12 protein-coding genes and 1 rRNA gene are annotated in these 12,523 nt (G+C 69.4%); 2 read left to right on the top strand and 11 right to left on the bottom strand.

Going from position 1 to position 12,523, the window contains the following annotated elements; translation table 11 throughout:
- Nucleotides 1–156: 156 nt before the first annotated feature.
- The 6 genes from HFP15_RS41470 to HFP15_RS41445 all read right to left on the bottom strand — a co-directional run bounded on the left by HFP15_RS41470 (nucleotide 157) and on the right by HFP15_RS41445 (nucleotide 4,593).
- Nucleotides 157–342 carry a hypothetical protein gene (locus HFP15_RS41470; protein WP_168524006.1) on the bottom strand — a complete coding sequence of 62 codons (186 nt, stop codon included), beginning with the start codon at nucleotides 340–342 and terminating at the stop codon, nucleotides 157–159.
- A complete protein-coding gene (locus tag HFP15_RS41465; RefSeq protein WP_168524005.1) occupies nucleotides 339–1,229 on the bottom strand; it encodes a class I SAM-dependent methyltransferase in 891 nt (296 codons plus the stop codon). Before HFP15_RS41465 ends, HFP15_RS41470 begins: the two co-directional genes overlap by 4 nt.
- A 73-nt stretch (nucleotides 1,230–1,302) precedes the next feature.
- Nucleotides 1,303–1,455 (bottom strand): hypothetical protein, encoded by a 153-nt coding sequence (locus HFP15_RS43290; RefSeq protein WP_246272555.1) that lies wholly within the window; start codon nucleotides 1,453–1,455, stop codon nucleotides 1,303–1,305.
- 86 nt (nucleotides 1,456–1,541) lie between these two features.
- On the bottom strand, nucleotides 1,542–1,946 hold the full coding sequence (locus tag HFP15_RS41455) for a WhiB family transcriptional regulator (protein ID WP_168524003.1): 405 nt from the start codon (nucleotides 1,944–1,946) through the stop codon (nucleotides 1,542–1,544).
- Between the two features lie 121 nt (nucleotides 1,947–2,067).
- Nucleotides 2,068–2,313 (bottom strand): hypothetical protein, encoded by a 246-nt coding sequence (locus HFP15_RS41450; RefSeq protein ID WP_168524002.1) that lies wholly within the window; start codon nucleotides 2,311–2,313, stop codon nucleotides 2,068–2,070.
- A gap of 198 nt (nucleotides 2,314–2,511) precedes the next feature.
- On the bottom strand, nucleotides 2,512–4,593 hold the full coding sequence (locus HFP15_RS41445; RefSeq protein ID WP_312872008.1) for an ATP-dependent DNA helicase UvrD2: 2,082 nt from the start codon (nucleotides 4,591–4,593) through the stop codon (nucleotides 2,512–2,514).
- A 66-nt stretch (nucleotides 4,594–4,659) separates the two neighbouring features.
- On the opposite strand from HFP15_RS41445, the gene HFP15_RS41440 reads away from it, so the two are divergent.
- Nucleotides 4,660–5,391, top strand: coding sequence for a DUF4191 domain-containing protein (locus HFP15_RS41440; protein WP_168524000.1), 732 nt, complete (start codon nucleotides 4,660–4,662; stop codon nucleotides 5,389–5,391).
- A gap of 185 nt (nucleotides 5,392–5,576) precedes the next feature.
- On the opposite strand, the gene HFP15_RS41435 is transcribed toward HFP15_RS41440, so the two are convergent.
- Nucleotides 5,577–6,062, bottom strand: coding sequence for an RDD family protein (locus HFP15_RS41435; RefSeq protein WP_312872007.1), 486 nt, complete (start codon nucleotides 6,060–6,062; stop codon nucleotides 5,577–5,579).
- A gap of 173 nt (nucleotides 6,063–6,235) precedes the next feature.
- Between HFP15_RS41435 and glnA the strand changes: the two genes are divergently transcribed.
- A complete protein-coding gene (gene glnA / locus HFP15_RS41430) occupies nucleotides 6,236–7,660 on the top strand; it encodes a type I glutamate--ammonia ligase (protein WP_168523999.1) in 1,425 nt (474 codons plus the stop codon).
- Nucleotides 7,661–7,850: 190 nt separating this feature from the next.
- Here the strand turns inward: glnA and HFP15_RS41425 are convergent, their stop codons facing one another.
- The 4 genes from HFP15_RS41425 to rrf form a co-directional block, all read right to left on the bottom strand.
- Entirely contained in the window at nucleotides 7,851–8,282 is a 432-nt protein-coding gene (locus HFP15_RS41425) for an acyl-CoA thioesterase (protein ID WP_168523998.1), read from the bottom strand.
- Between the two features lie 47 nt (nucleotides 8,283–8,329).
- Nucleotides 8,330–11,317: a bifunctional [glutamine synthetase] adenylyltransferase/[glutamine synthetase]-adenylyl-L-tyrosine phosphorylase gene (locus HFP15_RS41420; protein ID WP_168523997.1), complete on the bottom strand. Its 2,988-nt coding sequence runs from the start codon at nucleotides 11,315–11,317 to the stop codon at nucleotides 8,330–8,332.
- A gap of 226 nt (nucleotides 11,318–11,543) precedes the next feature.
- Entirely contained in the window at nucleotides 11,544–12,302 is a 759-nt protein-coding gene (locus HFP15_RS41415; RefSeq protein WP_168523995.1) for a type 1 glutamine amidotransferase, read from the bottom strand.
- Between the two features lie 101 nt (nucleotides 12,303–12,403).
- A 5S ribosomal RNA gene (gene rrf / locus HFP15_RS41410) occupies nucleotides 12,404–12,520 on the bottom strand.
- Between the last annotated feature and the right edge of the window lie 3 nt (nucleotides 12,521–12,523).

Below are 12,523 nucleotides of genomic sequence, written 5' to 3'. Positions count from 1 at the left end.
GCAACCCCACCAGTCACACCCAGAGCCCGGCCCCGCCGAGATGCCCCTCTCACCCCAACCGTACGGGCCGTACGGGCCGCAATCCGCGACCGCGAACCGCGCCGCACCGCCACAACCCACGAACCGCGACCCCGAAACGCCCGCCGCCGGAACCGGCTACCAGTACTCCGGCGGAAGCTTGCCTTCGATATCGCGCACGTGCTCCCGCGCGCACCGTGGGCACAGCCATCGCGTGGCGGCGCCCTCGCGTTCGGCCACCCAGGTCAGCGCCGCGGCGGGATCGGCGGCCACGTCCCGCGTCGCGCCGCAGCGCACGCAGACGACCGGTTCCGCGGACGTCACGGCTTTCGTCCACAGTGGATGGTGCGCACGCCGAGCATGAACAGATCGTCCCGATGGCCCAGGTACGCCTCGTCGTCCTGGTCGAGGATCCGTCGCGCGGTCTCGCGGTCCTGCTCGTCGAGGCGTTCGCCGACGGTCTCGATCAGCTGCGCGGTTCGCGCCAGCACGTACTCGCGCACAGGCGCGGCAGGCGGCGCGGGATGGTCGACCACCACGCTGAACGACCCGACATCGGTGAGCCCGGCCCGGCTCAGCGCCGTGGTCCAGCCGTACGGCATGCGCGCGTTCCCCTCGATCGAGGCCCGCATGTCGATGAACCAGGCATCTCGCGCGGCGAGCAGCCTGCGCTCCAGACCGGGCACGCCGATGCCCAGATCCCACGGCAGGCATTCGGTCTCGAGCCCGCCCTCGACGATGGCCAGCACTCCCCCGGGCGCCAGCGCCTCCACGAAACTGGACACACCGGCCTGCTGGTCGGGCAGGTGGTGCAACATCATCGCCGCCCAGATCAGCCGCGCGGGTGGCACGAGCGCACGCAACCGCTCCGTGGCGACGTCCGATCGAACGGTGGCGACTTCGACGCGGTCCCGGCCGGACGCCACCTCGGCGGCCACGGTCAGCAACTCCGGCACGGCGTCGACGAGCACGAGCCTGCCACCACCACGGCTTTCGAGCGCCGCGGCCAGCGCCGCGCTCATCCCGCCGGCGCCCGCGCCGACGTCGACCACTACCGAGCCCTCGGGCATATCGCCGGTCAGCCGGTTGGCGATCTCCTCGTACGCGGCGATGTTCAGCTCATCGGCCTTGCGCAGGTCGGGGATCCGGTCGGCCCAGTCGATGTGGTCGTGCGTGTGCCCATGTCCGTGTCCGTGTCCGTGTCCGCCCATGCGGTCATTCAACACGAGCCGCAGGGACGTTCGCCGCGAATTCGTCCGCGGCGAACGTCCCCGCCCCCAGGGCTCAGGAGCTGTAGCGACGCGCGCGCCGGGTGGCCCAGCGGGCCATCCGGGCCCAGCGCCGGGCCGCACGCGCGTTACCGCGGGCCCGCTGCTCGCGCAGGTCGGCGCTCAGCTCCTGTATTCGTGCTCTCGCGAGTTCTTCATTCATCAACATCTCACTGATCTCCTTGATGGTCACAGGCGTGGCGCACGGTCGGACTCGCTCCACTTCTGGCTGCTTTCGGGTCACTGGCTCGGCACTCATGCGGCAGCGCTCCGCTGCTCGGCCGAGGTCCGCTCGAGAGGCTGTTCGCGATCGGGCCGCTCGACCACCGGGTGCTTGCGTGGACGTCCCCTGGGCCGCTTGCGCGCCACCACGGCGCCACGCTCGAAGATCTCGCCACCCCAGACGCCCCACGGCTCCCGCCTGGCCAGCGCGCCGGCGAGGCACGCCTGCCGGACCGGGCAGTCCGCACAGAACCGCTTGGCCCGCTCGAGTTCCGCGGGAGCCTCCGCGAACCACAGGTCCGCGTCGCCGGACCTGCAGGGCAGGTCCGAATCCGGTGAGGCCACGGCGTCGAGCAGCTCACCGACACCGGTTGTGGCGGGATCGATGAGCTCGTCGGGTAACGCCCTCTCTGACGCGAAGGCGATTGCCGATGACATTCCCGTTCTCCTTTGTGTAGTAACGGTTTTTCGGTTGTGGAGGGGTACTGCACAAAAACACGAGGGCCGCGGATCCGATGTACGGTTCCGCGGCCCTCGTGAGCCTTTCCCTGAATGGGTGTCAGGGGCTTCTCTCGAGCAGAGGATGCGGAACGTGATACTTCGGCTGCTTGGCCGTCGGCACATCGATGTACGCCGGCGCGGCGAGATCGAACGCGGCATTGCCCAGGCGCACACGGACGCCATGGGTGGTGAAAAGCGCGCGCTCGGACCAGCGCATACCGGCGCCCTGGCCGGCCGCGGCGCTCATGGGAATGGCGCAGGACAGCATGGTGCCAGGGTTGCCGATCGTCATGATCTTGGTCATCTCAGGCACCTCCTTTCGCTGTCCGGCCCTAGTCGCCCCCAGGCGACGGACACAATCCCCCCGGGCGTGCTTCGCCCGACCTATGCAGGCTATTGGCCCTGCCAGACGAGCACAACTGATTTTCCCGAAGAATCTTCGAACCGGCGGAGAACGCCTCTGCGCAGCGGTTACGCCGCACGGAAGACGTCTCGCGCGCGGTCAAGCTTGCTCGTCGTTCACAACCGCCAACACGTCGTCGCCGAACCGCGCGACCTTGCTCGGGCCGATACCGGAAATCGCGACCAGTTCCCGTTCGTCGGTGGGCCGCTGTTCGGCGATCGCGACAAGGGTGGCGTCTGTGAACACGACGAACGCAGGCACCTTCAGCTCCTTTGCCCGCGAGCCACGCCATTCCCGCAGCCGGTCGAGCAGGTCGGCGTCCAGATTGGACGGACACTTGCGGCACCGGCCGAGTTTGATGTCCATCGTGTCCAGCAGCGGCCGCTCGCAGATGCGACACCGCGGTTTCGTCCCGGCCTTCGCCGACTGGCCGCGCGTGGGCCGGGCGTCCGGGTGGTGCTCGGGAATCAGCCCGTAGAGAAACCGGCTGCGCCGCCGATTCCGCCGCCCGCCGGGGTGGCGCGACAGCGACCAGGACAGCCACAGGTGCTCCCGTGCGCGCGTCACGCCGACATAGAAAAGGCGCCGCTCCTCCTCGATCGCGTTCTGGTCGCCCTCGGCGTGCAAGATCGGCAGGGTGCCCTCGGCAAGTCCGACGAGGAACACCGCGTCCCATTCGAGCCCCTTCGCCGCGTGCAGCGACGCGAGCGTCACGCCCTCGACGGTCGGCGGATGCTGCGCGGCGGCCCGCTGCTCGAGTTCGGCGACGTAACGCGGCATCCCGGCGCCCTCGACCGTGGCGGCCAGTTCCTCGGCCACCTCGACCAGCGCCAGCAGGGCGTCCCACCGCTCGCGCGCGGCGCCACCGGCCGGGGGCTGCTGGGTCAGACCGACGCGGGCGAGCACGGAGCGCACCGCCGTCACCAGGTCACCGCCGGGCGGGTCCGCCGAGGCCGTGCGCAACGAGGCCATCGCCTGCCGCACCTCGCGCCGGTCGAAGAAGCGCTCGCCGCCGCGCACGAGATAGGGAATGTCGGCATCGCTCAGCGCCTGCTCGAACGACTCGGACTGGGCGTTGATCCGGTACAGCACGGCGATCTCGCTGGCCGGCACGCCCGCGTCGAGGAGGTTGCGGATACGCGCGGCGACGGCGGCCGCCTCGGTGGGCTCGTCTTCGAACTCGGCGAACCTCGGCTCGGGCCCCTTCGGGCGCTGGCCGATGAGCCGCAGCCGGGACCCGGCAGGCCGGTTGCGCGCGGCCCCGATGACCTTGTTCGCCAGCTCGACGACCTGCGGCGTGGACCGGTAGTCGCGTTCCAGCCGCACCACGGTCGCTTCGGGAAAGCGGCGGGTGAACTCCAGCAACGACCGCGGCGAGGCACCGCCGAAGGAGTAGATCGTCTGGTTGGCGTCGCCGACGACGGTGAGATCGTCACGGCCGCCGAGCCACGCGTCGAGCAGCCGCTGCTGGAGCGGCGTGACGTCCTGGTACTCGTCCACGATGAAGCAGCGGTAGCGGTCGCGGAACTCGCGGGCGACCTCGCCGTGTTCCTCCAGCGCCGCGGTGGTGTGCAGCAGCAGATCGTCGAAGTCGAGGACCTGGGCGGCGTTCTTGAACTTCTCGTAGGCCCGGTACACCTCGGCGATCTGCTGCGGCGACGCGGGCGGGTCCCGGTGCTCGCGCGCCGCGGCGGCCACGTAGTCGTCGGGGCTGATCAACGAGGCTTTCGACCACTCGATCTCACTGGCGAGGTCTCGCAGCACCTCGGGTTCGGTGCCGAGCCCGACACGGTGCGCTGCCTGGCCGACCAGCCGCAGCTTGCCCTCGACGAGATCCCACATCCGGTCCCCGATCACACGCGGCCAGAAGTAGCGAAGCTGGCGCCGCGCCGCCGCGTGGAAGGTCAGCGCCTGCGCGCCCTCCACCCCCAGCGCTCGCAATCGGTTGCGCATCTCGCCCGCGGCGCGCGCGGTGAACGTGACCGCCAGCACCTGACCTGCGGAGACGTGCCCAGACCTGATCAGGTGCGCGATGCGGTGGGTGATGGTGCGTGTCTTGCCCGTGCCGGCCCCGGCGAGTACGCACACCGGACCGCGCGGGGCGGAGGCGGCGGCACGTTGTTCGGGGTCGAGCCCGTCCAGCAGGCCGGGCCGGTTCGTTGCGGGGACTGGGCTAACCACGTCCGGCATCCTCGCAGAGGGGGCCGACAGATTCGATGTTGCCCACCCGGCCGTATCCTGGTTCATATGGCGGGAAAGCAGGACAAAGAAGCTGCCAAGCAGGCAAAGCGGGAGAAGCGCGCGGCGAGCAAGGCTCGGCGGGGCCAGATCTTCGAAGCATTCAAGATGCAGCGCCGCGAGGACAAGGCGCTCATCCCGTGGATGGTCGGATCCATCGTGGTCGTCGCCGGTGTGGTCTTCGGTGTCGGCTTCTTCTTCAACGCGCAGTGGATCCTGCTTCCGCTGGGCATCGTGCTCGGTGTGCTCGCCGCGGTGATCATCTTCGGTCGCCGCGTGCAGCGCACGGTCTACTCGAAGGCCGATGGCCAGCCGGGTGCCGCGGGCTGGGCGCTGGACAACCTGCGCGGCCGCTGGAAGGTGACGCAGACCGTCGCCGCGACCACGCAACTCGACGCCGTGCACCGGGTACTGGGCGCGCCGGGGGTCATCCTCGTCGCCGAGGGCGCACCGCACCGGGTGAAGAACCTGCTCACCCAGGAGAAGAAGCGCGTCGCCCGGCTGGTCGGCGACACGCCGATCTACGAGGTCGTCATCGGCAACGAAGAGGGCCAGATTCCGCTGCGCCGCCTGCAGCCGCACCTGATGAAGCTGCCGCGCAACCTCAAGCCCGCGCAGATCGACGCCCTCGAGGCGAAGCTGACCGCGCTCGGTAACCGGGGTGGGGCCGCGATGCCCAAGGGTCCTGTGCCGCAGGGCGCGAAGATGCGCAACGTGCAGCGCACCATCCGCCGCCGCTGACGCCTTAAGGTCGGCGGATCACGATCGACTCAGCCGCGGGTCGCGCCAGCCTGGCCGGCGACGTCACGAGCACCGCGCGGCCACGACTGACGCTCAGCGAAGCTGGATCACCACCGTCTCGGCGACGGGGGTCGTGCCAGCCGCCCCGCCGATGCCACGAGCGCACTCACCGCCACGGCTGACGCTCAGCGGAACCGGATCACCACCGTCTCGGTGATGCGGTCCAGCCAGCTGCGCCCGTCCGCGTTACGGATGACGGCGGGCAGGATGACCACGGTCAGCGCGGCGCGGACGAGTGCCCGCCACAACCCGGTCATCGTGGCGCCGTCGAGCCGCGCCACCCGGATACCCAGCACCGCCATGCCCGGGGTGTATCCGAAGAACGCGACCGGCAGGACGGTGAGCACCGCCCAGACAGCGGCCGACCACAGGTTGTAGGTCTGCATCAGCGCGGTGTCCTGCAGGTTCGGCCGGAAGAACAACGACGTCACCAGCGACGCGAACACGAGGTCGATCAGGAAACCGAGCAGCCGGGAGCCTCCGCGCGCGACCGAACCGACACCGCCCTCGGGCAGCCCCAGTCGCTCTCCGCGCCAGCGCGGTGGCTCAGCGTCACCGCCGCCGAGGCCCGCCCGCGGGTTCGACAACCATTCGCCCGTCCATCTTGCCACCCGTCTAGGGTATGCCTTGCCACGAAATAGCTGCTTAAGTGGATGGGCGGTGGAATTTGCGGGTCCCGTTAACATCCGCGAAACATACGGGTGACGGACGGGCAACACCGCCCTTTTAGCGTGAGCCGAAGAGAGTACTGCCCCCGGCATAACAGTTGAAGGAGTTACAGAGGGTGTCCACTACTCCAGACGATATCCAGCGTCTCATCGCGGATGAGAACGTGCAGTTTGTCGATGTCAGGTTCTGTGACCTGCCGGGCGTCATGCAGCACTTCACCGTTCCCGCGAAGGCGTTCGACAACGACGCCTTCGAAGAGGGCCTCGCCTTCGACGGGTCCTCCGTCCGCGGTTTCCAGTCGATCCACGAGTCGGACATGCTGCTGCTGCCCGACCCGGAAACCGCGCGGATCGACCCGTTCCGCAAGGAGAAGACGCTCGCCATCAACTTCTTCGTGCACGACCCGTTCACGCGTGAGGCGTACAGCCGGGACCCGCGTAACATCGCGCGCAAGGCCGAGCAGTACATCGCCGAGTCCGGTGTCGCCGACACCGTCTTCTTCGGCCCGGAGGCCGAGTTCTACATCTTCGACTCGGTCCGCTTCAACTCCGCGGAGAACGGCACCTTCCACGAGATCGACTCGATCGAGGGCTGGTGGAACACCGGTCGCGAGGAAGAGGGCGGCAACCGCGGTTACAAGACCAAGTACAAGGGTGGCTACTTCCCCGTCCCGCCGGTCGACCACTACGCCGACCTGCGCGACGAGATCAGCCTGAACCTGATCAACTCCGGCTTCACCCTCGAGCGCGCGCACCACGAGGTGGGCACCGCGGGCCAGGCCGAGATCAACTACAAGTTCAACACGCTGCTGCACGCCGCCGACGACCTGATGCTCTTCAAGCACATCGTGAAGAACACCGCGTGGGCCGCAGGCAAGACCGCGACCTTCATGCCGAAGCCGCTGTTCGGCGACAACGGTTCCGGTATGCACTGCCACCAGTCGCTGTGGAAGGACGGCTCGCCGCTGTTCTACGACGAGTCCGGTTACGCCGGCCTGTCGGACACCGCGCGTCACTACATCGGCGGCATCCTGGCCCACGCGCCGAGCCTGCTGGCCTTCACCAACCCGACGGTGAACTCCTACCACCGTCTGGTCCCGGGCTTCGAGGCGCCGGTCAGCCTGGTGTACTCGCAGCGGAACCGCTCCGCCTGCGTCCGTATCCCGATCACCGGCACCAACGCCAAGGCCAAGCGCATCGAGTTCCGGTGCCCGGACTCGTCCGGTAACCCGTACCTGGCGTTCGCGGCCATGATGATGGCGGGCCTGGACGGCATCAAGAACAAGATCGAGCCGCCGGAGCCGATCGACAAGGACCTCTACGAGCTGCCGCCCGAGGAGGCCAAGGACGTCAAGCAGGTCCCCGCCGACCTGGGTTCCGTCCTGGACAACCTCGAAGCCGACCACGACTTCCTCACCGAGGGTGGCGTGTTCACCCCCGACCTGATCGACACGTGGATCAGCTTCAAGCGGGAGAGCGAGATCGACCCGCTGCGCCTGCGCCCGCACCCGTACGAGTTCGCGCTCTACTACGACGTGTGATCCAGTAGCGCCCACGGACACGGGGCGGCGGCCGAGGGGAAGACCCCGGCCGCCGTCCCGTCTCTTTTTGCCTGCCTTGGTGCGAGTTGACAATCGGCGATATCGAACCTGACGGTCCTACCTGCGGCGCAAGGTCGACACCGTGGCGTGGGCTACCAGCTGCGCGCGCCCGCCAAGGTGGAGGCCTCGGCTACTCGCCGGTGAGCAGGGAAATGTCGTAGCCAGCGCGCTCGAACCAGCCGCGCGGATCCTCGACGAGCTTGCGCCGTTCCAGGTGCATCAGGCCGAGAGTGAGGGCGAGGTCGGCGGCGAGCACGCCGTCGGCCTTGACGATGTTCTGTTCCATCTGGAACGACTTGCCGGTGCCGAACTTGGCCCTGGCGGTCACCTCGACGGTCTCGCCGAGGACGATCTCGCGGCGGTAGTTGATCTGGGACGCGAGCAGGACCGGCGCGACGTGCGCCTCACGCAGCGCCGTGCTGCCGCCGGAGGCCTGGTCGAACGCCTCGATGCGCGCCACCTCCGCATACGAGTGGTACACGGCGTGGTTGAGGTGCCCGAGTGGGTCCAGCTCGTAGAGCCGGACCTTGATCTGCATCCGGAACGGTTCGCGCTCAGTCACGTGGCCACTGTAGAACGTGATTCGGTCAGCGCGCTGTGACCGCGCGCTCAGTCCTCGTAGAAGACACGCTCCACCGAGGCGTGGGCGCGACGCGTGGTGCGGCGGTAGGCGTCGACGAACTCGCCGGGGTCGTCTTCGGCGGAGTAGCCGAGCACCCGGGCCATGGCCGCGAGGTCGCGTCCGCTGCTGGGCACCTGGTCCACCGCCTTGCCGCGGACCAGCATCGCCGCGTTGCGGACGTGCGTGGCGAGCAGCCAGGCCTCCCGCATCGAGTCGGCGTCCTCGGTGTCGACGAGTCCCGCCTCGGCGAGCGCGGTCAGCGCGCCCGGGGTCGAGGTGGTGCGCAGTGCGGGCACCTCGTCGGCGTGGCGCAACTGGAGGAGCTGCACCGCCCATTCGACGTCGGCGAGCCCGCCCCGGCCGAGTTTCGTGTGCAGGGTCGGGTCGGCACCCCTGGGCATCCGCTCCCCCTGCACGCGGGCCTTCATGCGGCGGACTTCGCGGATCCGCGTCGCGTCCAGCCCGCCTTCGGGGTAGCGGATCGGGTCGATCATGGCGATGAACCGCTCGCCGAGGTCGTCGTCACCGGCGATCTGCCGGGCACGCAGCAGGGCCTGCGCTTCCCACACCTGGCTCCAGCGCGCGTAGTACGCGCGGTAGGACTCGAGCGTGCGGACCAGCGGGCCGCCCCGGCCTTCGGGCCGGAGGTTCGCGTCGACCTGCAACGGCGGGTCGGCGGTGGGCTGGCCGAGGCTCTGCTGCACCGACTCCGCGACGCTCGTCGCGAAGCGGACGGCCTCGCCGTCACCGAATCCGTGGTTGGCCTCGCAGACGAACAACACATCGGCGTCGGAGCTGTAGCCGAGTTCCGCACCGCCCAGTCTGCCCATCCCGATGACCGCGATCTTGGCCGGTGCCGAGCCCAGCTCCGCCTCCCGCTTGTTGAGCGCGGCGGTGAGCGCGCCCTGGAGCACGGCGGTCCACACACTGGACAGTGCGAAGCAGACGGACTGCACGTCCATCAGGCCGAGGAGATCCGCGGCGGCGACGCGCAGCAGTTCGTGCCGGCGCAGCGAACGGGCCGCCGTGACCGCGGCCTTCAGCCCGGGCTGGCGGCGAACCGTGGCGCGCAGGGACGTCGCGAACTCCCGCGGGTCGCGGCCGGTCAGCTTGGCCGGGTCGCCGAGCAACTGGAGCACCTCGGGTGCGCGGACGAGCAGGTCCGGCACGAGTTTCGAGGTGCCGAGCAGGAAGGCGAGCTGCTCCACGACCGCGCCCTCGTCGCGCAGGACGCGCAGGTACCACGGGGTCGCCTCGAGTGCCTCGGAAACCTTGCGGTAGGCGAGCAGGCCGCCGTCGGGATCGGCGGTGTCGGCGAGCAGGTCGAGGAGGACGGGCAGCAGCGTCTGCTGAATGGACGCGCGGCGCGAGACGCCGGCGGTGAGGGCGCGGATGTGCTGGAGGGCGCCGTCCGGTGCCACGTAGCCGAGCGCGGACAGCCGCTGAGCGGCTTGTTTGGTGGTGAGCCGCAGCGCCTCGGTCGGCACGCTCGCGACGGACTGCAGAAGCGGGCGGTAGAACAGTTTCTCGTGCAGGCGGCGGATCCGCTGCGCGTGGCGCCGGAAGTCGGACAACAGCAGGTCGCCCTCGGCGCGGCCGCGTGCCGGCTTGATGCCGGTGGCGCGGGCGAGGATACGCAGTTCGACCGTGTCGGACGGTTCCGGGAACAGGTGGGTGCGGCGCAGGCGGCGCAGCTGCAGCCGGTGCTCGACGGTGCGCAGGAACTCGTAGGAGTTCTCCAGCTCGGCGGCGTCGGCGCGGCCGACATAGCCACCCTCCCCGAGCGCGTCGAGAGCCTCCATTGTGGACGGGGAGCGAAGCGCGGGATCGGCCCGCCCGTGCACGAGCTGCAGCAGTTGCACGGCGAACTCGACATCACGCAGCCCGCCGCGCCCCAGTTTGAGTTCACGGTCGGCGATCTCGGCGGGAAGATGCTTTTCGACGCGGCGGCGCATCTGCTGGACATCGGCGACGAAGTTCTCGCGTTCCGCCGCCGACCACACCATCGAGTCGACCATCTCGGTGTACTGGCGCCCGAGTTCGGCGTCGCCGGCGACCGGGCGCGCCTTCATCAGGGCCTGGAATTCCCAGGTGCGGGCCCATTTCTTGTAGTAGCCGATGTGCCCGTCCATCGTGCGGACGAGCGCGCCCTGCTTGCCTTCGGGCCGCAGCGCCGCGTCGACCTCGAAGCAGGCCTTGCCCACGACACGCATGGTGGTGGTCGCGAGCCGCGTCGCGAGTGAGAGGTCCCCCTCCCCCACGAAGATCACGTCGACGTCGCTGACGTAGTTCAGCTCGCGGCCGCCGCACTTGCCCATCGCGATGATCGCGAGCGTCGTCGGTTCGGTGTCGGGCTTGCGGAGTTCGGCCTCGGCGATCGCGAGCCCCGTGACGAGCGCGGCGTCGGCGAGGGCGGTGAGGCGGCCGGTGATGTCGGTGTAGGAGGGCCGGGGAAGTTCCTGGTCGATCAGATAGCCGAGATCGTCGGCCGCGATTTCCAGGATCAGGCCCCGGTACGCGGCACGCAACGCCTGTTCCGCGGCGGAGCCGGTGAGCAGCGGCGTGTCGGATCCGCCGTCGCGGACCGCGGCGAGCAGGGTGTCGGCGTAGCAGTCGGTTCCGGTGCAGGTGGCCTGCGCCAGGCGACGCCATTCGGTGGGTGCGCTGACCAGGAAGTCGGCCAGCGCGGTCGACGTACCGAGGACGCCGATGAGCCGGCCACGCAGGATACGGTTTTCGCACAGGGCGGCGGCGAGATCCGGCCAGCCTGCCTCGTCCGCCTCGCGCAGGCGGTCCAGTCCACGCAAGGCAAGGTCCGGATCGGCAGCGCGGGAGAGCGCGGTGAGGACGACGATGCTCGCCGGGTCCGGGCCGTTGTCGGTCCACCAGCCCGCCGCTCGCAACTCTGCTTCGGCGCGGTCGTCGGTCAAGCCGTACCGCGCTGGGGACGCCGACCCCCGTGCCTGCTCTGCCATCAGGTTCCACCGTAGCCCGTCCCCGGTCCGGGCCTCGGCTCAGCCAGCCTCGTGCCCACCCGGCTCGTGGACCCGATGCCGCCTACCCATCGGCAAGAGAACAGCACATGCTCGCCTGCCTCCGAGGTGTGGCCGCCAGGCTGGCGCCCAGGCCATGTCCCATCGGTCGGTCCGGTGCGAGTCAAGGCCGATCCGGTGCTCGCGCGAGTGGCCGGGGGTCCCCGGGTCAGGCGAGTGGCAGCGTTCGGTTCGGTGGCGGGGTCGCGGGTTGCAGGTCTCCTGCGGCGAGCTGGACGAAGCGGGCCGCGAACGGGCGCCATGTCTCGGCCAGGTCCGCGTGCAGTTCGGTCAGGTTCGCGGCGTCGAACGTGCCCGGCTTCGCGGTCTCGGCCATTTCCGGTGAGTCGTGCGCCCATGCTTGCGCGATCTCGACGGTGGTTTCGATGTGGAACTGGATCCCGTAGGCACACCCTCCCAGCCGGTAGGCCTGGTTCGGGTACTTCGGGCTGGATGCGAGCAGTACGGCGCTCGGCGGCAGGCTGGTGATGACGTCGGCGTGGAAATGGAAGACATCCGGCATCAACGGCAGCTCCGCGAACAGCGGATCCGTCCAGGCGGCGTCTTTCTTGGCAATCAGGTAACCGCCGACCTCGGGTCCCTTGTCCGCTTTGGTCACGCGGCCGCCGGTCGCGCTCGCGAGAAGTTGCGCGCCGAGGCAGACGCCGAGCACGGGGGTACCGCCGTGGGCCGCGGAGGCGAGTAGCCGGCGGATATCCGCGAGCCAGGGGTGAGTGTCGTCCTCCTCGGCGTTCATGCCTCCGCCGAGGCACACCAGTCCTTGATACCCGTCGAGGTTGTCGGGAATCTCGACGGTCCAGGCGCGGCGGATGTCGAGTTGGGCGCCGGCGTCGGTAAGCCAGTCGCCGAGCGTCGCCGGCGGATCGGTTTCGTCGGGCTGGATGACCAGCAGGCGCGGAGTGCTCACGATCGCGAGGATACCGATTGAAAAGGCGCGGAAATGCCTTGAGGCCCCAGGAGAACCGTTGGGTTCTCAACCGGGGCCTCAAGGGCTTTCTGTGAAGTTATGTTCGGCGGTGTCCTACTCTCCCACACCCTGGCGGGTGCAGTACCATCGGCGCTGGCAGGCTTAGCTTCCGGGTTCGGAATGGGACCGGGCGTTTCCCCACCGCCATAACCACCGAAACA

The organism is Amycolatopsis acididurans (assembly GCF_012328925.1).
Lineage (GTDB): Bacteria > Actinomycetota > Actinomycetes > Mycobacteriales > Pseudonocardiaceae > Amycolatopsis_E > Amycolatopsis_E acididurans.
This window is presented reverse-complemented; position numbering and strand designations above follow the sequence as displayed.